Annotated in this window: 20 protein-coding genes; 6 read left to right on the top strand and 14 right to left on the bottom strand. The window is 42.0% G+C overall.

All coding sequences use genetic code 11. The features are described from left to right. Nucleotides 1-32: 32 nt before the first annotated feature. From aat to POV27_RS01740, 4 genes are all read right to left on the bottom strand, one after another. Complete coding sequence (aat, locus tag POV27_RS01755; RefSeq protein WP_272861010.1) at nucleotides 33-674, bottom strand: leucyl/phenylalanyl-tRNA--protein transferase; 642 nt, start codon at nucleotides 672-674, stop codon at nucleotides 33-35. Nucleotides 675-879: 205 nt separating this feature from the next. Next, the gene (locus POV27_RS01750) at nucleotides 880-2,253 is read right to left on the bottom strand and encodes a short-chain fatty acid transporter (protein WP_272861009.1); all 1,374 of its coding nucleotides are present in this window, start codon (nucleotides 2,251-2,253) and stop codon (nucleotides 880-882) included. A gap of 64 nt (nucleotides 2,254-2,317) precedes the next feature. Then, the gene (locus tag POV27_RS01745) at nucleotides 2,318-2,695 is read right to left on the bottom strand and encodes a DUF3127 domain-containing protein (RefSeq protein WP_272861008.1); all 378 of its coding nucleotides are present in this window, start codon (nucleotides 2,693-2,695) and stop codon (nucleotides 2,318-2,320) included. 19 nt (nucleotides 2,696-2,714) lie between these two features. Further along, entirely contained in the window at nucleotides 2,715-3,554 is an 840-nt protein-coding gene (locus POV27_RS01740; protein ID WP_272861007.1) for a flavin reductase family protein, read from the bottom strand. A 305-nt stretch (nucleotides 3,555-3,859) separates the two neighbouring features. On the opposite strand from POV27_RS01740, the gene POV27_RS01735 reads away from it, so the two are divergent. Further along, nucleotides 3,860-5,017: a sensor histidine kinase gene (locus POV27_RS01735; protein WP_272861006.1), complete on the top strand. Its 1,158-nt coding sequence runs from the start codon at nucleotides 3,860-3,862 to the stop codon at nucleotides 5,015-5,017. A gap of 2 nt (nucleotides 5,018-5,019) precedes the next feature. Then, a complete protein-coding gene (locus POV27_RS01730; protein ID WP_272861005.1) occupies nucleotides 5,020-5,358 on the top strand; it encodes a hypothetical protein in 339 nt (112 codons plus the stop codon). Between the two features lies 1 nt (nucleotide 5,359). Here the strand turns inward: POV27_RS01730 and POV27_RS01725 are convergent, their stop codons facing one another. Beyond that, on the bottom strand, nucleotides 5,360-5,749 hold the full coding sequence (locus POV27_RS01725; protein ID WP_272861004.1) for an HIT family protein: 390 nt from the start codon (nucleotides 5,747-5,749) through the stop codon (nucleotides 5,360-5,362). Then, a complete protein-coding gene (greA, locus tag POV27_RS01720; RefSeq protein WP_272861003.1) occupies nucleotides 5,749-6,225 on the bottom strand; it encodes a transcription elongation factor GreA in 477 nt (158 codons plus the stop codon). Before greA ends, POV27_RS01725 begins: the two co-directional genes overlap by 1 nt. Before the next feature lie 182 nt (nucleotides 6,226-6,407). On the opposite strand from greA, the gene POV27_RS01715 reads away from it, so the two are divergent. The 3 genes from POV27_RS01715 (at nucleotide 6,408) to POV27_RS01705 (ending at nucleotide 10,146) form a co-directional block, all read left to right on the top strand. Continuing rightward, nucleotides 6,408-6,851: a hypothetical protein gene (locus POV27_RS01715; protein WP_272861002.1), complete on the top strand. Its 444-nt coding sequence runs from the start codon at nucleotides 6,408-6,410 to the stop codon at nucleotides 6,849-6,851. Nucleotides 6,852-6,925: 74 nt separating this feature from the next. Continuing rightward, a complete protein-coding gene (locus POV27_RS01710; RefSeq protein WP_272861001.1) occupies nucleotides 6,926-7,693 on the top strand; it encodes a hypothetical protein in 768 nt (255 codons plus the stop codon). A gap of 179 nt (nucleotides 7,694-7,872) precedes the next feature. Continuing rightward, complete coding sequence (locus POV27_RS01705) at nucleotides 7,873-10,146, top strand: hypothetical protein (protein ID WP_272861000.1); 2,274 nt, start codon at nucleotides 7,873-7,875, stop codon at nucleotides 10,144-10,146. Nucleotides 10,147-10,227: 81 nt separating this feature from the next. Here the strand turns inward: POV27_RS01705 and POV27_RS01700 are convergent, their stop codons facing one another. Beyond that, complete coding sequence (locus POV27_RS01700; protein ID WP_272860999.1) at nucleotides 10,228-12,618, bottom strand: TonB-dependent receptor; 2,391 nt, start codon at nucleotides 12,616-12,618, stop codon at nucleotides 10,228-10,230. 373 nt (nucleotides 12,619-12,991) lie between these two features. Between POV27_RS01700 and POV27_RS01695 the strand changes: the two genes are divergently transcribed. Next, the gene (locus tag POV27_RS01695; protein WP_272860998.1) at nucleotides 12,992-15,454 is read left to right on the top strand and encodes a hybrid sensor histidine kinase/response regulator; all 2,463 of its coding nucleotides are present in this window, start codon (nucleotides 12,992-12,994) and stop codon (nucleotides 15,452-15,454) included. Here the strand turns inward: POV27_RS01695 and POV27_RS01690 are convergent. From POV27_RS01690 to POV27_RS01660, 7 genes are all read right to left on the bottom strand, one after another. Beyond that, the gene (locus POV27_RS01690; RefSeq protein ID WP_272860997.1) at nucleotides 15,444-16,793 is read right to left on the bottom strand and encodes a sigma-54-dependent transcriptional regulator; all 1,350 of its coding nucleotides are present in this window, start codon (nucleotides 16,791-16,793) and stop codon (nucleotides 15,444-15,446) included. The genes POV27_RS01695 and POV27_RS01690 overlap by 11 nt on opposite strands. Nucleotides 16,794-16,914: 121 nt before the next feature. Further along, nucleotides 16,915-17,223 carry a hypothetical protein gene (locus POV27_RS01685; RefSeq protein WP_272860996.1) on the bottom strand — a complete coding sequence of 103 codons (309 nt, stop codon included), beginning with the start codon at nucleotides 17,221-17,223 and terminating at the stop codon, nucleotides 16,915-16,917. Between the two features lie 212 nt (nucleotides 17,224-17,435). Continuing rightward, on the bottom strand, nucleotides 17,436-17,840 hold the full coding sequence (arfB, locus tag POV27_RS01680; protein WP_272860995.1) for an alternative ribosome rescue aminoacyl-tRNA hydrolase ArfB: 405 nt from the start codon (nucleotides 17,838-17,840) through the stop codon (nucleotides 17,436-17,438). Continuing rightward, nucleotides 17,840-19,366 carry a DUF4301 family protein gene (locus tag POV27_RS01675; RefSeq protein WP_272860994.1) on the bottom strand — a complete coding sequence of 509 codons (1,527 nt, stop codon included), beginning with the start codon at nucleotides 19,364-19,366 and terminating at the stop codon, nucleotides 17,840-17,842. Before POV27_RS01675 ends, arfB begins: the two co-directional genes overlap by 1 nt. A 6-nt stretch (nucleotides 19,367-19,372) precedes the next feature. Next, entirely contained in the window at nucleotides 19,373-19,933 is a 561-nt protein-coding gene (locus tag POV27_RS01670; RefSeq protein WP_272860993.1) for an ATP-binding protein, read from the bottom strand. After that, nucleotides 19,894-20,526 (bottom strand): nicotinamide riboside transporter PnuC, encoded by a 633-nt coding sequence (gene pnuC, locus POV27_RS01665; RefSeq protein WP_272860992.1) that lies wholly within the window; start codon nucleotides 20,524-20,526, stop codon nucleotides 19,894-19,896. The genes POV27_RS01670 and pnuC overlap by 40 nt, the downstream gene beginning before the upstream one ends. Continuing rightward, complete coding sequence (locus POV27_RS01660; protein WP_272860991.1) at nucleotides 20,510-20,770, bottom strand: thiamine-binding protein; 261 nt, start codon at nucleotides 20,768-20,770, stop codon at nucleotides 20,510-20,512. The genes pnuC and POV27_RS01660 overlap by 17 nt, the downstream gene beginning before the upstream one ends. Nucleotide 20,771 lies beyond the last annotated feature (1 nt).

Raw genomic sequence — 20,771 nt, 5'->3', positions numbered from 1 at the left:
AATACGCAAAATGCTTGATAATAAGCGGGATATTAATCTCCTAGTAATCTCATAAAAGTACTTCTCGGGATTTCTTTGGCGCCCAAACTTTCTAAATGTGCGGTGTGTATTTGGCAATCGATGAGGCGATATTCCCTACTCTTCAATTCTTGGACCCAATAATAAAAGCCTACTTTGGAGGCATCGCTTTCGTGACTGAACATACTTTCTCCGCAAAATACTTTGTACTCAGGCAGATCGATGCCGTACAATCCTCCCACTAGTCGATCATCTTTCCACACTTCAACCGATTTGGCATGTCCCATTTCGTGAAGCTTTTCATAAGCCTCGATCATTTCTTGAGTAATCCAAGTGCTTTCCTGTCCAGGACGTACCTTTTGTGCACATTGCTGAATGACTTCAGAAAAATGGGTATTGAAAGTAACCTTGAATATTTCCTTTTTCAGAGTTCTTTTTAGGCTTTTGGAAACTTTCAATTCGTCGGGAAACAATACCATCCTAGGATCGGGCGACCACCATAAAATAGGCTCCCCTTCACTAAACCAAGGAAAAATTCCCGACCGATAGGCCAGCAACAAACGCTCCGATGACAGATCGCCCCCTAGCGCTAACAGGCCTTCTTCGGTGGTGTATTCATGCGGCGGGAACCATAAATCGGACGAAAGGTAAATCATTGTTTTTCAGCAAAAAAGCATGTTAAATTGAGTGGTTTTGTTTTGAAATCTCCTCTTTTTTTATGAAATTTAAAGAACCGTTTTGAAATCGGCTAAACTTTTTGATCATCATTGTTATTTGAATTATTTTCAAAACGGGACCTAACCCAAAGCTAACCTCGCTGATAGTGACATATGAAGTTATTATCAGTGGGGTTTTACCTTTTTAGAGCAATAACAATCCTAGCAAGAAAACTGTACTTCCCAAAATCATCAGCAACAGGGTATAGGGTAAAATCTCCTTGGCCTTCAATTTGGTGATTCCCAATAAGGGCAATGCCCAAAAAGGTTGTAGCATGTTGGTGATTTGGTCTCCATACGCTAATGCCATCACGGCTTTATTCAAGGGTACACCTAGTTTCAAAGCAGATTCTATGACAATAGGACCTTGTACTGCCCATTGCCCGCCGCCGCTAGGCACAAAAATATTCACCAATCCTGCACTGAAAAAAGTAAACAACGGCAAGGTGGTTTCGGTAGCAATGGAGACAAAAAAGTCGGAAATCTGACCCACCATTCCGCTTCCACTCATGATTCCCATAATTCCAAAATACAATGGGAACTGTATCAGAATTCCCGAAGCTCCTTTAATAGCCTCCTCTACGGCATTCAAGAAGCTTGCAAAGCTACCATGCAGTATCAAAGCAAGACCCAACATGAAAAAGTTCAACATATTGGGGGTAATAATCAGTTTACTGAGATTCCCAAAATACTGATAGAAAAACGCCACCAATACGATAAGCCCAAAGCCTATCCCGATCCATTTGGAATGATCGATGCGCTCAGCACCTTTTAGCTTTCTATCTTCGGGTTCCCAAGCTTTGTAAAGCGGTAATTTTGTTTCGGTGGTGGGCAACTTCTTCGAAATAAAACTCAAGAATAGCGGTACCAGTATCAAAAGCAGACCAAAGAGCAGCAAATTGGACATACTGAAAATGGTTTCGGAATAAGGAATCAGGTCTGGGAGTTGCGATTGCAGGGAAGGATCCATTTGGTTCATAAAACTGGCCAAATGACCACTCTCACTCACTTTAGACGGGGCCGATCCACTTATTCCACCATGCCAAACCATCAACCCCACATAACCCGCGGCACCTACCAAAGGATAGTTAATCTTAAATCCCCTGCGCTGGGCCGATTCTGCCACCTTTCGGGCCAAAATCGCTCCAAAAATAAGCCCCAATCCCCAATTGAAGAAAGACACCAGCATGGTCGTAACGCTCACCAATACCACAGCATTGGTGGTGTTGGTTACATAGTTGGTGAGGCCTTGAATAAGGCTGTTCATGGGACGGCTCAGCACTAGGATATGTCCCAATACCAAAATGAGCATCATTTGGTACGCAAACACTAACAATCCGTTGCTCCATACCCCACTTTCCCAATACGATAGCACCGCTAGAAAACTGTTTTCCCCTTCGGGGGCTTCGGTAAAAAGCCATGCCAATAGCATGGTAACAATAGTAAGGATAATGGCAATGGCAAACGGAGAAGGTAAAAAGCGCTTAAAAAGCGATTCGATGGTCTGGGTGATGTTCATAGGGTTAAAAATAAAAAAATCCCGCCATGAGCGGGATTTCAATTGTGTCTAAAATCTTTACAGCTTAAAACGGTAGGTCGTCATGATCCTCCTCATTAAAATTGGTCGCTGGTTCAAAAGCATCGGCTGGAGGCATGGGCGGCATGTCTGGAGCATTCATTGCTTGCTCTAGGTTTTCAATACGCCATCCCTGCACAGAGTTAAAATATTTGGTTTCCCCCTGTGGGTTTACCCATTCGCGTCCTCTTAAGTTGATACTTACCTTCACGCTTTGTCCAACTTGGTACTGATTCAATAAATCGGTCTTGTCCTGAACGAACTCAATTAAAATATGCTGCGGGTATTGTTCTTCTGTAGTTACGACCAACTCCCTTTTTCGGAATCCGTTGTTTCCGTAGGTTTTGGTCTCATCGATCATCTTTATTTTTCCTTGTACTTCCATCGTATCTATAAATTTATTCCTAATTATCGTATTTGGTTAGTAGTTCTGTCCAAGCATCTGTTACACGGCCCTGTTCCAGTAAATCATGGGCTCTTTTGTGTTGATCTTCGGCTTCAGAGACATAAAATTCGGCTCCCGTTGGCAATGTTTCTACATTGGCTAATTGTCCAAGATCATTTCCTGTTAAAACAGTACTCAATCGAATAGCTTTGGGAAGGGCATCTACCCCTATTCCCTGCGTTCGCAAGGGTTTTTCTACCTCGAACAAACCTTCTTTGGCTCTGCTGTACCAATTGCCTCCCAGTCGGGATACGGTATCGATCTTATACGGATCTATCTTACCCTCTTCATTCAATATCGCTTCATCAATGTGCAATTGTACCACTTCGGCAACCACGAGATTTCCCGCGCCTCCTTCTTCGCCCAAGGCAATAACATCGTTCACTTTGCATTCAAACTGAACGGGAGCTTCGGCTACACGAGGGGGTGCCACTTTCTCCGAAGGCACTTCGGTAAAACCCGCCTTTACAAACTCATTCACTCCTTTGGCATATTCGGTAGAAGACAAACTCATTTGTTGTACCATGGCATGGCTTACAATGTTAATAACTACCTCCTTGGTTTCGAGCACATTTTCTAACGTATGCTTGGTCGTATTATCACGCACCCTTCGGGCTGGTGAAAATATCATGATGGGAGGATTCGCACTAAAGACATTAAAGAAACTATAGGGCGATAGGTTCACATTTCCCGCTCCATCTACTGTGCTCGCAAAACAGATCGGTCTGGGCGCTACGGCACCTAGCAAATAGCCATGCAATTGCGGAGTCGAAATTTCGTTCGGATCTATTCGTAACATTCCTGCAAATGTACCCAAAGACCGTGGGTTCTAAAAATTTGCGAAGGGAATCTTATTAACGGTTTTCGTTTAACGGTTCATATTCTTGTTTAGCGGAAAACGGTTCAGAATTCGGCCCTTTATCTTTGCTTCATATTAGTTTTTGAATGAAATTTAAAGAGTCTTCAGAAGTTTCTACAGAAGAAACCATCGCGTTCCTGCGATCCATATTTCCTTCCAGTCCTTTATTGCCAGATCATCCTTCTTCGGATAAGGAACCTTAGTTACATATTTTGGACTATATTTAGCTCCAAAATGTAGCCTATATGCCTAGTAAATCCACGCTCACCCGTTGGTTATTTGTTGTTGTTTCTATTATTATTATTGGTCTTGTTATCTGGAACACCACTCAATTTTTCAATCAATTAAAGGATAACGAGCGTGATAAAATGGAGATCTGGGCGGCAGCGCAACAGGAGATGCAAAACCTGTCTGTTAATTCTTCGGGGGATGAAGGGAGTTTCCTCATCGATATCGTTACTAAAAATGAAACCACTCCCATGGTTTTACACACCCTAAAAGAGAATATATACACACTTAAAAATCTTGAAGGTGTTGAAGAAAAGGATACCATTCAAATAAAAAAAATGGTTGCCCGCTACAAGACGGAATACAAACCCATAGATATCACCTATAAGGATGAAGTAATGGCTACGTTGTATTATGGCAACTCGCCCATCATCAATAAAATTAAGTACTATCCGGCAGCGCTCATTCTCATCATTATCCTGTTATTTGTAGCCATCTACTTTTTCTATCAGACCTCCAAATCCTCTGAGCAAAACAAGCTATGGGCTGGGATGGCCAAGGAAACGGCACACCAGATTGGAACACCATTATCGTCTCTGGTGGGATGGACCGAAATCTTAAAGGTTGAAAATGTAAATCCCGAGTACATTGTCGAAATGGAGAAAGACATTTCTCGCCTCAGGACCATTACCGAACGTTTCTCGAAAGTAGGATCAGTTCCCAATCTGGAGAATGTAGATATTGTTGAAGAAACACGACAGGCTTTCGACTACCTGAAAAGCCGTAGTTCAAAATTGATAGAGTTTGAACTGAAAGTCCCTCAAGCCCATATTCCCGTGCGCCTCAATTCGCAACTGTATGGTTGGACCATCGAGAATTTGGTGAAAAACGGAATCGATGCCATGAAGGGACAGGGAAAGATAACTATAGAAATTGTCCGTCAGGAAGGAAAGTATGCCCTTGTTCGTATTAGTGATACGGGAAAAGGAATTCCCAAAAGGGATCACAAAAGGGTATTCAAGCCTGGTTTTACGACCAAAAAACGCGGTTGGGGATTAGGACTTTCCTTGGCAAAACGCATTATTGAAGAATATCACAAAGGAAAAATATACGTTTCCAAAAGCACTAAAGATGAAGGCACAACGTTTGAAATGGCACTGGCATACACCCGCTAACCATGGAAACGAAAACCCATCTCCTACACACTTCAAAAGTAAATAACAACTGTCCCGAATGCTATTCTACCGAAGGGCTTGAATTTTCATTTTCGCAAGAAGAGAAAGAAAACAAACTGTACAGTAAAGCTTCCAAAGACATAAAAGAAGTTCTGTATTGCCACAGCTGCGAACAGCAGATCTTTCCTGTAAAATGGACCGACGATATAGAACGGGTATATGAATACCACAGGAAATTGGTACAGCCCAAAGGAACGGGCATGAAGCTAAAGCCCTTGGCTTACATCATCATCCTATTGGATGCCGTAGCCATTGCTGCTCTTATCTATTTCCTTAAGTAATTTACAGGGATTCCTGTATATTCTGGGCCAAAGCCGCCATTTCTTCGGAAGTGAGTTGCACTTTGTGCTGAAAGGTCATATCCTTCATTTCGTTGATGGGAATGAGATGCACATGCACATGCGGAACCTCTAACCCAATCACAGAAATACCGATACGATCACAGGGAATTACTTTTTCCAATGCCTTAGCCACTTTTCGTGAAAATCGCATAAGATCCAGATAATGCTTTTCTTCCATATCGAATATGCGATTTATCTCCTGTTTGGGCACACATAACGTATGGCCCTTGGCATTTGGGTTAATGTCCAAAAAGGCAATAAAGTTTTCGTCCTCTGCTACCTTGTAGCAAGGGATTTCACCGTTTATTATCTTGGTAAAAATCGAAGGCACTAGTCGCGTGATATTTCAATAACATCAAATTTCATGATCCCGTTGGGCACTTGGATTTCGGCCACATCGCCAACTTCCTTTCCAAGCAAACCTTTCCCAATGGGAGAATCTACAGAGATTTTTCCCTGTTTTAAATCGGCTTCACTCTGGGCTACCAATTTATAGGTCATTTCCATTCCATTCATCTGGTTTTTAATCTTCACCGTAGAATGTACCAGCACTTTAGAGGTGTCCAATTGCGATTCATCTATTAATCGGGCGCCCGCCAATGTTTCTTCCAGTTTGGATATACGCATTTCTAAGAGACCTTGCGCCTCTTTTGCAGCATCGTATTCGGCATTTTCGCTCAAATCTCCTTTATCACGTGCTTCAGCAATCGCCTGCGATGCTTTAGGACGTTCTATATCTTTTAGTTGATTTAACTCGTCCCTTAATTTTTTTAGTCCCTCTGCAGTATAATAAGATACTTTACTCATAACTTCATCGTTTGTGTATTCGAACACGTTTACAATCTAAAATGTAAGTGCCCGCTTTTGCAAAGCCCTTACATTTAAACACAAAAAATCCCATACGGGACGGGATTTGTTATACAAATATACAAAAAATTAGTTTTTTGCCGATTTTACGTACTTTCGTATTCGGCTAATATACTGCTGCTATGAAACGACTTTTTACCCTTTTTTCGCTGATTTTATTGCTGGTTGCCTGTAAAAATGATGATAATGGCAACGGGAATGATAATAATCCATATCTCACACCACCATTGGTAAACTTGAGTCTCAATCTTAATTTACCTCAATTCAACCCCCTTAATTTCGACGGAAACACAGTAGTATTGCCCTCTCAGGGGATTCGCGGCATTGCCGTATATCGCCAAAGTGCTACCCAGATATTTGCCTATGATTTAAGTGATCCCAACCATGTACCTAACGGTTGTTCGGGTATGGACCTCAACGGAATTATTGCGACCTGCCCATGTACGGACGATGAAAACTCCTATGCTTTGGCGTTATTCGGCCTGCATGAAAGCGATCAGGACCTATTTCCTATGCTACAATATCGGGTTCAGAAAAGCGGGAATACGATCATCATAACAAATTAAGAAGCGGATGTCGAATTTGCTCTTTCCGGTAATGATACACCGTATTTAGCAAGAAACTCCGAAAAGACCGTTGTATGCGACTCATTGCATTATTACTTATTCTTATCCCTTTACACACCTATTGTCAATCGGAAACTGCCATTGTGGATAAAGTCGCTGCCGAGATTTGTAACGAGTTAAATACAATTGAAAATAGTACGCAATTGACCGAAGGCAAGGTGCGGTCTATGATTACCACCGCACTTTCCGCAAACCAAATGGAATGGAATAACGCCTTGGATAAGATTGAAAATTCAAGGAATAACGGATATACTGTTTTTGATGAATTATTGATCCATAGACTGCGGTTGTCCTGTGAAAATTTCAAAATTGCAGATAACCTAATCGACGACTATCTCAAAAAGAAGCCCAATAAAAGGAACCTATATTTAAAGGTTAAGGAATTCATTATTGCGACCGAATTGGGCACTAGCATTACGGGGCTTTCCTCTTTTTTCGACGAAGTGAAAAGGGGAACTCCCCTAGCAGCCAAATTAGATGCATTGCAGACCGAAATGTTCAAATACAAACAAAATTCTGGGCACTATTTTATTTGGTCTGAATACGAAGAAAATGGGTCGGTTTTTATAATCAATGTATTCGATTACAAAACGGGAGACGAGAATTTACTAATTAAAGTGCTATTCAAAAACGAGGAAGATACATTGATCGACGAATTATTATTTTTTACCAAAGCCGAGATAGCGTTGAAAAACAAGGAAAGGGAAAAGCAAAACACAGGCTTACTTCCTCCACCTCCACCTCCACCTCCACCTCCTCCACCTTCAAAAAAGAAAAATTAAGTCCTCCTTACAGAGACTATCTTAAAACCCATTCCAAAGATTAAGGGTTTTTCCTATTGAATATCAGCTATTTAACCCTAAAAATCATGACTTCCATGCTTTAATTTTATGCTTTTGCTCATTCCGATGAAATCGGTTTGCAAAAAAGGAGAAAACAGCAAAATTAAATCATAGATATCATGAAGACAGAGCAATTTCACTCAACCCCCTATTTTGTAGGAAAACAAAGGGGAAAGAGAAATTTGGGGGCGTATCTGCGTAAGGAATTTACAGGTGAAATTCCGTTTTATTCAGAAGCCACTAAAAAAGTAAAATCGGGAGATGCATTGTATTATATGCCTTCCGTTTCCAGAACCTTAAAAGGAGTTAGCACTACCTTATATCAATTATACTACCAAGGAGTTCCTGTATGGGACCACGGAATTAACCTCACTTACGAAAGCGAAAGCTATGGGGTTTTGTCCATGGCATCCAAAGGATATGATGCCAAGATGCCATCTAAAATGAAAAAGCTGAAGGTATCTAAGCTCTACGAAAGGGTGAGTCCCGAGTTCATTTCGCAGGCATTGGATATAGACAGAAACATTAAGCGATTGAAAGTGCTTAAGATAGATCCTTCCCATTTCGAATTTGGGATCAAGATCAACTCCGAAAAACCTATAATTTATCAGTACAGAGAGGAAGAGCGCCAACATAGCCATGGGGATGAAAAAGGTGGACATGATCTTGAAAACGTCGGAATCTTCAGGGAGCTCCCTCATCTTCGAATCCCAGAATTAGGCAAAGACATTAAAGAAGGCACTTTCTACAGTGCTACCGAGGTCTTATTTTCTACCAACATGCCTTGGGGGGCCATCAACTGGCGTATGATCGTTGAGAATAACTCCGGAAGCGTCTTATATGTACGTGTATTTGCTGATAATCTTGGCGGATTTGTATACGATGACGCACCCAGTGCCATGACTGGCGATATTAGCATTTTACCAACATCGCCATTAGCCGTATTGAATGGCATAAGAAACCCTCGCGCCATTGCCAATCTCAATTCATTGGTTCCTCCTTATGTATTAAGTGGAGAATATGTAGAATTGGTGAACCTTACGCCACCGGCCACCGTAGACCCAACTTCACCTGGAAACTTCAATTATGATGTACCCACAGCCGATTTCGCAGCAGTGAATGCCTATGTACATAATGACTACCTGTTCCGACTGGTATCGGATATGGGCTTCGATATGTCGGTTTACTTTGACGGAACTACATTCCCAGTACCGGTAGACCACGACGGCTTCTTTGGTTGTGTAAATGCCTGTGCTCCCGGTAATGCAGCGGGGGATGGTTCGGGTGGATTCCATTATGGGGTAATGCAAGCCGGAACGACGGTGGGAATCTCGTTGAGCAAACGTATTACACTGCACGAATTTGGACATGCCGTACTTTGGGACAACGTACATTCTCCCAACCTAGGTTTCTGCCATAGTGTAGGAGATAGTTTGGCTGCGGTACTCATGGATCCCAGATCCATAGATCCAGACCGTTTCCTAACCTTCCCTTGGTTAACCATATCCAATCCCGGAATCGATAGACGTCACGACCGAACCACAGCAACAGGCTGGGGATGGTATGGCGCCAATGATGATGGTGGCTACGGAAGTGAGCAAATCCTATCTTCTTGCCATTTTAGACTGTACCAAGCCTTGGGAGGGGACAGTGATGACCTCTGTACCCGAGAATGGGCCGCGAGGTACACCGCTTATCTTATTTTCTTCTCGGTGGGGTCCTTAACTCCGGTTACCAATAGTAATTCGCCCGAAAACTGGGCCAATGTAATGATGCAATCGGATATGGTCACCGTAGATTTCGAATGCCATATAGGACGGGTAGTGCATAAAGTAATTCGCTGGGCCTTCGAAAAGCAGAATGCCTTTAACGGATTGCCTCCGGTATATGATGTGTACATCGACGACGGAAGAAACGGGGAATACGAATACTCTGAAGACATTTGCGATACATTAGACATTTGGAACCGCCATCAGCCCGACAATGGGAATGAAAACCAAATGCCTATTTGTGGGGAAGTGAATTATGCCTATGTCATTGTTAGAAACAGGGGCTTGGAAGACGTACCGGTTGAAGTGAAAGGGTTCAGGAATACCCCGAACTGTTGCGATAAAGCAAAAGAAGACCTTTGCTGGCCACAGGATTTCATGCCATTACAAACACCTGTTCGCAGAATTGATGACATAAATCCAGGTGACTTTGCGGTAGTGGGACCGTTTAAATGGATTCCCTGCAGTAAGGACGATTCTCTATTATTCTCAGTGAGCACCGAAGCAGATATGTCGAACATAGAGATCATTCGACCCGGTTTTTCGGTAAATGCCATGAAACTGGCTCGTTTTGACAATAATATTGCCTTTAAGCGAAACTGTAACACCTCTAACTGTTGTTAAATCGTATGGCAGTTATGGAATAAAAAAGAGCGGCTCTTTATATAAGAGACCGCTCTTTCACTTATTTAATTTGGCTAGCTATTAAAAATTCACGGTGGCGCCTACCAAGAAATTGATGGTCGCCTGTGGATAGAACCCAGCACCTTCAATGGTGGTAATGGTTCCCGGGTTACTGAAATCATCGTCATACGTAAAGAAATATCCATTGGATATATACTCTACATTGAATAGGTTATTTACCAATCCAGACAATACAATGGATTTAGCAAAAGGAACATTTTCGATCGTATAACTTACGTTAAAATCATTGATGAAGTAACTGTCCAATTTGGAAGTCTCACTATCAATGTTCCCCATGTATTGCTCTCCCACATATTTGGAAAGGAACGCTAGTCGTAGATTGCCTACGGGAGCATACTCTAAACTATTTCCTGCTATTACTGAAGGAGAAAATGAGATGTTGGTATTTCCTAGATTCACCAAAGACCCATCCCTTGAAGTAACGAAATCTTTGTTCTTGTTGCTGCTTACCGCAATGTTAGGGCGTAGGGTTACTTTGTCCCCTAATTGAATGGCAGCATCCACTTCCAATCCCAATCGGTAGCTTTTACCACTGGTGGCTCTTACAGGGGCTCCCGAATTATCCAATTCGCCTGTTAATACCAATTGATCTTGGTAATCCATATAGTACAAGTTGGTATTCACCTGTACTTTTTCGCTATTGAAACGCCATCCCAATTCGTAATCGTCCAACTTTTCGGCCTTGGTCACACCATTTTCGAAATCGCTTCTTCGCGGTTCGCGATTGGCCCTTCCGTAGGAAAAGTAAAACTGATTGGTATCATTCAATGAAAAACTAGCACCGAATTTCGGGTTGAAGAATTCAAAAGTTTCATCCACCAATAGATTTATCTTGTCACTCGTTAATCCACCCGTTTTGTAATTTACGATTCGGGCCTGTAAATCTCCATACACGCTCCATTGATCATTCACTTGGAAGGTCGCTTTAGAGAAAGCGGTGAACTCATGCTTATCCCCTGTTCCGAAATAGTATTGGTCCCCCAATTCACCATCTACATTAAAACGGGACCAGATTACTTCCCCGAAGTGAAGCCCTTCGTAGTAGCTATAGAAAACACCCGTACTGGTATCCCAACGATCATTTTTATAGTTTACATTGGCATTGGCAGCATAGTAGTTGTTATCCAACCAACGACGACGGATAAGATCGGCACTGGAAATGGTTTCGCCTCCTACCTCTACAGAACTTAGACCGTGAAAATCAAGGTCGGCGTCGTTTTCATATTCCTCGAAGAATCCACGACCATAGGTGTAGTTAAGGGTTACATTGGTGCTCCAATTATTATCGTATCGCTGATTCCAAAGTAACTGATAGTGATCTTGGGTGTAGTTGTCTACCTGATTCGGGTGAAACCCGTCCAAATTTCCATCAGCATCAAATCGAGCTCCTGCTGGGTTGAAGGTACGGTCACTTTCTAATGTAGCAGCGTCGATCCCAAACCAGGACTGATAGGTAATTTCCTTTCCACCGAACACTAGGGCCTTCAGCAAGGTATTGTCTCCTTTGTAGGTTCCCTGAAGAAAATAGGATTTTAAGTCGCTTGAAGCGCGATCTATATATCCATCACTTTCAATTTTGGAAAGACGTCCTACCAATTCCACCTTATCTTTCAACAATCCAGTTCCAAACTTAGCGGTATGTTTCCAAGTGTTGAAAGAACCGTAGGAATTGGATAATTGTCCAAAGGCTTCTTCCTGAACACCATCACTTAAAATGTTAAGACTAGCTCCAAAAGCACCAGATCCATTGGTAGAAGTTCCTACACCGCGTTGCAGTTGAATACTCTCTACAGAAGATGAAAAATCGGGTAGATTTACCCAAAAGGTTCCCTGGCTTTCTGAGTCGTTGTAAGGAATTCCATTGATGGTTACGTTTACACGACTAGCGTCGCTTCCCCGTACACGGATTCCGGTGTATCCTATCCCTGCCCCGGCGTCACTAGTCGTAACAACTGCAGGAAGGTAATTTAAAAGAATAGGAAGGTCCTGTCCTAAGTTGCGCTTTTCGATTTCCTCCTTATCCACATTGGAGTGGGTTATGGGAGAATCGGCAGAAACGCGTATCGCACTTAGAAATACCTCGTCCAACACTTCTCTTTGACCGATTTGATAGTTAACTACGGAATCTTCGAATACCTGAACCCTTAATTCTTCAGGTCCGCCATACGCCCCATAGCTAATGACAAAAACATAGGATCCTTCGGTTAGGGAAAGGCTATACCTTCCTTCGAAGTCGGACTGTGTCCCAGTCGAAGTACCCTTAACCGTTACCGTTACACCTGGTAAAGGTATGCCCGTTTCATCGGTAATGGTCCCCGAAACGGTAAATTCTTGACCCATCACAAGCATAGTGGTGAGTCCCAAAAAAATAGAAAAAAATAACTTTTTCATTCGTACAATTAGGTTACGAATAAAAGGGGTTATTATTCTTGGTTATAAATTATTAGTAAATCCGGCATAGGGATATTCCCTGCCGTCCAGCGCCTATCCAGAAAATGAACGCTTCATTTCCTGTTTTCGGCTTCCCTTAGCGGCATTACCCGCCCAGGTTCCATGGGTATAATCTCAGCCATTTTTCAAACTTCCAACTAAACAACAAATACCGGTCTTTGTTGTTAGTATAGAAGTCGTTCTTGAAAAACAGCACCCCTTTGAGATGCGCGACAAAAGTACAAAAGTGTTTTTTATTGAAAAAGCAAAACTTAAAGGAGTTTTTCGAGATTTTTAAATTGCATAAACCCCTGATTATCTGTATATTTAACTAGTGAACAAACCTAAAACCCGCTTTCCCCTAAAAATCATTGTAAGCTACCTTGTGCTCGGTGCCTTGGCAGTGGTAGTAAGTTATTTCCTGTATACAGAGTACCGAACCTATATAGCCGCTTCGGGAGCGGAAACGGAAACCGAAAAAATCATTGAAACGGGAACCCTTATCAATGAGGTGTACGAAACCGATAGTTTCTCCCGAATTGCCTTGCTTACACAGAAACAAGAGGACTTCGATCAATACCTTCAAAAGAGCAATGCACTCTACAAAAAAATAGACACTTTAAAGTCCATTATTACCGATTCCGCCCAAAAAGTACAATTGGATAGTGTAAAGATGCTGTTGCAACGGAAAATTCAGAATATAGAACAGCTACGGGTTTTAAAATTGACCAGCGAACAGAATACTTCTTTGGATGACATCCTTCGCGAATTCAAGAAATTTGATCGTAAAACAGGACGCCTCAGTGTCGAAGACATCATAAGGGAGCCTAGTAAATTGAGTTATGCCAAGCGCAAAGCATGGGCCAAATGGGCCGATTATTTCACCGAAACGAACGTAGGCTTCGATACCACCCAAGTAAACAGCATTACGATAGATAGCTTGGTGAAAATTTCCCGCTATATCGTTTTGGAAGCCAAAAGGGAAAACTCCCGTACCCGGAATGCTTTGAAGGAAAAAGAAAACGAGTTATTGCAGAACGAACTGGACATTTCGTACCGTCTGCGGGAAATGATTGCCGATTTCGATGCAGAAATGAGCCGCAATCGATTCGTTGAGGATCAACAAAAAATAGCTTCGGAAGCCAAAACAAAAAAGGTCCTTCGGTTTGCTGGGGTTCTCGGACTCGGAGTGATCATTCTATTTTCCTATCTCATTTTGAATGATTTCTTTAAAACGGAACGATTAAAACGAAAACTGGAACGCGAAAAGCAATATTCGGATGAAGTTTTAAAGACCAGGGACCAATTAATGGCCACTGTGAGCCACGACTTGAAGACTCCATTAAATACTATTGTCGGTTATTCCGAATTGTTCACCCACACACCGCTTTCAGAAAAACAGCAGAACTACACCCAGCAAATTGCCTCCAGTGCTCATTTTATTAGTAAAATGGTGGATGACCTGCTGGACTTTTCAAAATTGGAAGCAGGGAAATTACCCATAGATAAGGTTCCTTTCTCCTTGGAAAACTTATTGCACCAAATTGCCAAAGCTTCCAAAGACCTTCACATAGAAAAACCCATAGACCTCAACCTCTATATCGATGAAACCTTAGAGGGAAAGGTGTTTGAAAGTGATCCCCTTCGAATCCAACAAATCGTCCATAATTTGGTGAGCAATGCCTACAAGTTTACCGAAAAGGGACGTATACAAATTACGGCCAATGTGCTAAGTCTAAAGGATGACACCTACCAAGTAGAAATTGCTGTGACCGACTCTGGAATAGGTATTTCAAAAGAGAAACAACAACTCATATTCAAGGAGTTTACCCAAGCAGAAAGTGATACCTTTCAAAAATTTGGGGGAAGCGGATTGGGGCTGGCTATTTCCAAAAAGATTGCCAATCTATTGGAGGGAACCCTGAAGGTAGAAAGTACCTTGGGAGAAGGAAGTACGTTCTATTTTACGCTACCGCTTCAGACTGTTGCGGCACAACAAGCACAATCCATTGTTCCGCAACGCATAGCCGCACTTAATGGAAACCTGAAAGCCATCATTATCGATGATGATGCGTCCATGATCAAATTACTGAAGGAACTCTTTGAGCAAATGAACATCGAGGTATATGGGTTCACTTCTTTCGATTCAATTTTGAAGCATCCGCATTTGGATTTCGATTTTATACTCACCGATATTGAAATGCCGAATACCAGTGGTTTTGAGGTAGTGGAACAATTACAAAGCGGAGTGCTGGAATCCTATACCAATCAGCCCATCATTGCCATGACGGGTGCCCGACAACATCCGCGTAGCAAGTATCTGGACTCGGGGTTTACAGATATGCTTCAGAAACCCTTCAGTAAAAATCAACTCATTGCAGCACTAAGCCCGCTATTCTTAAACAAGATAGAAACGCATCTTCCAGAATTAAAGGTGTTCCAAAATCCGTCGCACGCCTTATACGACCTTTCCTTCTTGGAATCTTTTCTGAATAATCCCGAAAGTGTGGACGAAGTTCTTAGTATTTTCTACGAACAAACGGAAAAGGATGTAAAACATATTGAACAAGCCATCGCCACATTCGATTGTCCTTTATTGGCCAATACGGCCCATCGCATGTTGACCATGTGCCGGCAGTTGAATGCCAAGAAAATAAATCCCATTTTGGAAACCATGGAACATTGTGCCAAAGGGGAAACCACACAATCTGAAATGGAGAGTCTCTTCGCCAACCTAAAAGTTGAAGTAAAAAAACTGACCGATGCCCTAAAAAACAGGGAAAAAGCTACAGCTTAAGGTCATACAAATCCATTTTATTGTAAAGTGTCTTTCGGGTAATATTGAGCAATCGCGCTGCTTTGGATTTATTATTCCCTGTCTCTTCCAGTGCATTGATGATGAGCTGTTTTTCATTGAAACTTTTAGAGAAATTCCTAACAGGTCTCGGTTCCGACCCTATTACAACTTCCTGAGGAATTGCATCGATCTCCACATGCGAACCGGGTGTTAATAAAACAGCTCTTTTCAATACATTTTTCAGTTCCCGAAGGTTTCCAGGCCAGTTGTAGTTTTTGAAAGCCAATTCAACTTGCGATGAAAGGCCAAGAATATTCTTGTTCAGAGATTCATTGGCTTCACTCAGGAAATATTCGGTATACAGGAATAAATCCTCCCTTCGTTCGCACAGGGAAGGTATCTGAATGGAAAATTCGTTAAGCCTATGATATAGGTCTTCCCTAAAATTCCCTTTGGCCACTGCATCCAGAAGATCTTCGTTGGTCGCGGAAATAATACGCACATCCACTTCAATCTCTGAATTGCTCCCTACCGGTTTTATTTTACGCTCCTGAAGGGCACGCAGCAATTGCACCTGATTTTCATAGGAAAGGTTCCCTACTTCATCTAAGAAGAGGGTGCCGCCATGGGCTGCTTCGAAATGACCTTTTTTGTCATTTACTGCACCTGTAAAACTTCCCTTAACATGCCCAAAAAACTCACTGGCTGCAATTTCCTTGGGAATGGCACCGCAATCGACAGCTACAAAATTATTGGCGCTTCTATAACTGTACGCATGAATGGCTTGTGCCGCAACTTCCTTTCCCGTTCCACTCTCCCCTTGAATGAGCACTCCCATATCGGTAGGACCCACCAATTTTAGGTACTGATGGAATTTCTTAGAAGCTTCACTAATACCAGCCACGAAGTTGGTTTTTTTCACCTCATCATTTAACTGAGGCAACGGGGCAGTCTTTTTTTCTTTTTTCGGTGTTTGCTCTACCTCTTTTGTCTGTTCCATAATCATGAGCAGTTCCTCAGGACGAAAAGGTTTGGAAATATAATCCAAGGCCCCTTTTTTAATTGCTTTCACGGCAGAGGAAACTTCGGCATAGCCGGTCATGAGGATGACTTGGGTGGATGGTGACTTCTCTTTGGCATATTCCAAAATGGAAAGTCCCGAACCATCGGGCAGTTTAAGATCGGTAATGAGTAGGGAAAATGATTTTTCTAGTAACCTTCCTTCAGCTTCGGCCATAGAGGAGACTCCCTCCACGGAATAACCCTTCCTTTCCAGGAAGGTGGACAGCATAGTAAGAAAGGCGATATCATCTTCGAGGATTAAGATTGTATCGGCCATAGGTTTGTTATAACTCCGTAAAAATAAGAAGTATACCTTAGGTCAACGTAAAATTTATCATAAAAAAAGGGTGCCCCTAAGGGCACCCATGCGAAGTATTGAATCTAAAAATACCTGCAGCTTACTGCTTTTTAATCCACTCACCTTTATTGTTGGCATACAATGTTTTACTTAACTTATCGGCAGTGGTCACAACTAGTTTGAATTCACCTTTTTCATTAGCGTAAGCCTTGGATACTGTAGCGCCTTCGAGGTCTTTGGCGATAGCATCCTTTACAGCTTGGGGCAATTCAGACACCTTTACTTCTTTATAATCATCTTGTGAGGAGGCAACTTGCGCTTTTGATGGAGATTCCTTCAAAGATGACTGGGCATTGATTGAGGTTAGTGATACCATTATTATCGCTGTAGCGATCATTAACTTTTTCATAGATTTAATTTTTTGTGGGGATAATCAACAATTTTTCATTTTCCTTATCGCTTAGAGTATAGAAAAATCGATACCAAACTTCCAGAATTAGCAAATTAACGCTTAAGTATTTGATATTCAGTTAAATAAAAGTTATTGAGAAATTTGTCGAGCGATACTCATGTGTGTAATCTCCTACACAAACTGTATAGTTTTTACACACTTTGTGTGCACTAGTCCCATTTGGGTGGTTTTCGGTTTTGCTTTTTAAGTGCCTTTTGGTGTTTCGCCTTCAATCGCTTTTCAATTACGCTTTTGGGAATCTTGGTTCGTTTTCTGGGAGTACGCACCTTAAGATGTTCACGAAGTAATTCGACCAACTTATCGATAGCGAAAGCTTTATTGCGATGTTGACTGCGGTTGGATTCGTCTTTTACAATGAGGAATCCTTTTTCTGAAATACGATGGGACAAACGCTCTTTGAGAAGTTCTTTTTCCTTTTCTGTAAGGGCTTCAGAATCCCAAACATGGAAAAGTACCTCTACCTTGGAGGATACCTTATTTACATGCTGACCTCCCGGTCCACTACTACGTGCCGTTCTAAATTGAAGTTCTTTTAAAAGTACATCGACTTGCATCAGGCATTGGGACGATGCTCTTTTTTAAGAAGATCGTTTACGGTTTTTACGGGATTGAAGGTAATTAAAGGAACCTCAACGAAGACCGTATTCCATTGTGCCATACCCCCATTCCACAAGCCAGGAAGTTCTAACGCCCTAATGGGCTTACCACTTTCCGATTTTTCTGAAATGATTCCGGTATAAGGATCGGCAAATTGCATAAGATCGAACTTCTCCCCTTTATAATCACGCAGCCCGCAAACAATATCTACCGGATTAAAGTGGGTAGCTTCATTCACAATACTTCGCTGGCGCTCGTTGTCCATATCAATTTGCGATTTTTCCACAATCTGAAGGGAAACCTGTCCTTCAACATTCTTCACCCAAAACGGACCTCCACCTGGTGCTCCTGTATTACGAACTACGCCGCAAACGCGTATGGGTCTATTTAGGAATTCGGTCATGGCAGAAATGCCATGGGGAATATCTTTAACATCCAGATCGTTCCAAACGAAGGATTGTATTTCCTTCACTTCTTCTAAAGTAATGTCGCCTTCCAATTTCTTGAGGTAGCCAAAGATTTTGGACTGAAGCTGTAATAGTTTACCTGCTAGTACCTTCTTATAGCAACCAATTTCCGGATTGTATTCCTGAGAGGCAACATTGTCTATATTTTTGATGAAGATAATATCCGCATTTACGTCGTTTAGGTTCTTAAGCAGAGCGCCATGCCCCGAAGGTCGAAACACCAATTTCCCATTTGTATTTCTGAAGGGCTTATTATCTGGGTCTACGGCGATGGTATCGGTATCCTTATTCTGAAAGGAATACGAAATATGGTAGGTCTTTTTTGTTTTTCGGCTTACGCGACTTTTTACGGCATTGAATTCTTCCTTAAAAGCGTCCACATGATTTTCCGAAAAGGTAAAATGAAGATATATATCATCTTTCACAGCCGAATAACTAGCTGCCTCTATGAGCTGTTCCTCAAAAGCCGTTGTTGCGTATTTTTTATAACGGTGGAATGGAACAAGGCCTTTGGGTTTATTCCCAAAATTCAACCCCTCTTCACTCAACATGGCATTTACAAAATAGTGATAGCGCTGTCCTTTGGATGATTTCTTGTAGTCGGGGTACATTTCCCGGATCTTCTTACGCACTTCATTTACAAAGGCAAACTCACTCAAGGAAGAAAAGAAGGTTTCCAGATCTTCGCTGGGATTCTTTTTGGCATAGGTACGGAAAACATCTTTTTCCGGATCGAAACTTTCCAGAAACTCATGAAGGAACTTAAACATACGGGTGGCAGCTCCGGACGCCGGAACAAACTTTACGATGTCCAGATCATCCTTTTTCTCGTCAAAATAGTGTTCCAACTGCTTACGCTCCTTCTCGTCAATTTCTTGAATACCGTTGCCAATAGAGGCCGTGGTTATGACGTTGGCGAACGGAATCCCGCGATTAAAGGTTTCCAATTGCTTATAGACCTTATGTAGGGTAAGTCCATGGGTTTCTATTTGATCTATATCCTTTTCCGTTAGCATTAAGCGCTATTCTTTAAGTGTTTGTAAGACTTGGGATGCTGCGTGAATTCGTTCTTCCAAAGTGCCCTCCAGAAGGGTATAAGGAAGATGGTTTGTTATCAGTTCCGACTCAAAAGTACGAAATAGTGTTAATCTATCATCGGGTCTATCCCTTAAGTCGTCCTTTTCCCACGGAATATCTATCTGTGTTAGAAAGTAGTGATCGTACTGCTCATTTTTACAGGCTTCTAGGATGGCTTCAGGGCAAAATCCGTCGTAGTAATACTCGCAATACACCTTCATTTCACGCAAATTCGTGTCACAAAAAAGGTACGAATTTGCGCTCAGGGCCTTTTCATTTTCGGTTCTAATTTGGCCTTGTGCAATGGGAATGAGATCCTCCTTTGTGATATGCTCTCCATGAAGATCCCACTTTTCCTGAAGGTACCCACGCATAAATTCAGGCACCCATTCCGTTTCGTACTTTTCGGCCAAGGCCTTGGCAAGGGTGGTCTTCCCACTGGATTCTGGCCCGAAGAGAACGATTTTTAAGCAATCGCTGGGGATTTGTCTAAGTGTTTTTTCCATGCGAGATAACCGAAAATAGCTATGAAAGTAAAAATAAGGTATTGCAGAGAGGTAAAGGTGAATCCTTTATAAAAGTACAGCGGAACCGAAATGATATCACCAATAATCCAATAAATCCAGTTTTCAATTTTACGTCGGGCCATGAGCCACATTCCCACAAAAAATATGGCAGTGGTTAAGGTGTCCACATAGGCCGTCCAATCGTTCCACTTATCGAAAGAAGTATAGACCAAATAAACAAACCCAAGGGTAGCGATAAAGATGAAAACGGAATAGCCTTTCTCTTTGGAGGTCGTTTCGGAAATAGGGGTCACGTGGGATTCATCCACCTTTTTGGTCCAGATATACCAACCGTATACGCTCATAATGAAATAGTATCCATTAATCATCATATCCCCTAGCAGCGTCCATTTCAATAATAGGTATACGAAAATGGCCGTACTAATCATGCCTGTGGGAAACACCAACACATTGTTCTGTTTGGAAAAAAGAACTGAAAGCAGACCAAAAAACACGGCTATAATTTCCAGAACGATATCTAGGGTTTCGTATTCGGAATATTGGCCGAAAAGGAAATCAAAAATGAGGCTCATAGTCGCTTCTATTGGATTTTACGATTTTCATATACAACAGCCCTCTCTCCATGGCTTCCAAGGCCGTCTTCATTTCTTTTTGAAGCACGCCCATCACCGCTTCATACTCTCCGTATACCTGAGTGCTCAAAGGATTTTCCATAACGGTAAGACCCGAATTACGTAGGTTTTGTATGAATTCTATAATCGGTGGTTCAAAATCATCCTGAATAGGAGTTAGAGTTAATTCTACTGATATTTCCATG

The sequence above is a fragment of the Aureisphaera galaxeae genome (assembly GCF_028561275.1).
Lineage (GTDB): Bacteria > Bacteroidota > Bacteroidia > Flavobacteriales > Flavobacteriaceae > Aureisphaera > Aureisphaera galaxeae.
Note: the sequence above shows the minus strand (reverse complement) of the source record. Positions and strands in the feature narration are given on the sequence as shown.

Coding starts and splice junctions, on each gene's coding strand:
- POV27_RS01730 (WP_272861005.1), top strand. CDS start 5,020: ATGGAAACGAAAACCCATCTCCTACACACTTCAAAAGTAAATAACAAC.
- POV27_RS01670 (WP_272860993.1), bottom strand. CDS start 19,933: ATGGAAAAAACACTTAGACAAATCCCCAGCGATTGCTTAAAAATCGTT.
- arfB (WP_272860995.1), bottom strand. CDS start 17,840: ATGCAAGTCGATGTACTTTTAAAAGAACTTCAATTTAGAACGGCACGT.
- POV27_RS01685 (WP_272860996.1), bottom strand. CDS start 17,223: ATGAAAAAGTTAATGATCGCTACAGCGATAATAATGGTATCACTAACC.
- POV27_RS01710 (WP_272861001.1), top strand. CDS start 6,926: ATGCGACTCATTGCATTATTACTTATTCTTATCCCTTTACACACCTAT.
- POV27_RS01690 (WP_272860997.1), bottom strand. CDS start 16,793: ATGGCCGATACAATCTTAATCCTCGAAGATGATATCGCCTTTCTTACT.
- POV27_RS01715 (WP_272861002.1), top strand. CDS start 6,408: ATGAAACGACTTTTTACCCTTTTTTCGCTGATTTTATTGCTGGTTGCC.
- POV27_RS01740 (WP_272861007.1), bottom strand. CDS start 3,554: ATGTTACGAATAGATCCGAACGAAATTTCGACTCCGCAATTGCATGGC.
- aat (WP_272861010.1), bottom strand. CDS start 674: ATGATTTACCTTTCGTCCGATTTATGGTTCCCGCCGCATGAATACACC.
- POV27_RS01660 (WP_272860991.1), bottom strand. CDS start 20,770: ATGGAAATATCAGTAGAATTAACTCTAACTCCTATTCAGGATGATTTT.
- POV27_RS01705 (WP_272861000.1), top strand. CDS start 7,873: ATGAAGACAGAGCAATTTCACTCAACCCCCTATTTTGTAGGAAAACAA.
- POV27_RS01675 (WP_272860994.1), bottom strand. CDS start 19,366: ATGCTAACGGAAAAGGATATAGATCAAATAGAAACCCATGGACTTACC.
- pnuC (WP_272860992.1), bottom strand. CDS start 20,526: ATGAGCCTCATTTTTGATTTCCTTTTCGGCCAATATTCCGAATACGAA.
- greA (WP_272861003.1), bottom strand. CDS start 6,225: ATGAGTAAAGTATCTTATTATACTGCAGAGGGACTAAAAAAATTAAGG.
- POV27_RS01700 (WP_272860999.1), bottom strand. CDS start 12,618: ATGAAAAAGTTATTTTTTTCTATTTTTTTGGGACTCACCACTATGCTT.
- POV27_RS01735 (WP_272861006.1), top strand. CDS start 3,860: ATGCCTAGTAAATCCACGCTCACCCGTTGGTTATTTGTTGTTGTTTCT.
- POV27_RS01750 (WP_272861009.1), bottom strand. CDS start 2,253: ATGAACATCACCCAGACCATCGAATCGCTTTTTAAGCGCTTTTTACCT.
- POV27_RS01745 (WP_272861008.1), bottom strand. CDS start 2,695: ATGGAAGTACAAGGAAAAATAAAGATGATCGATGAGACCAAAACCTAC.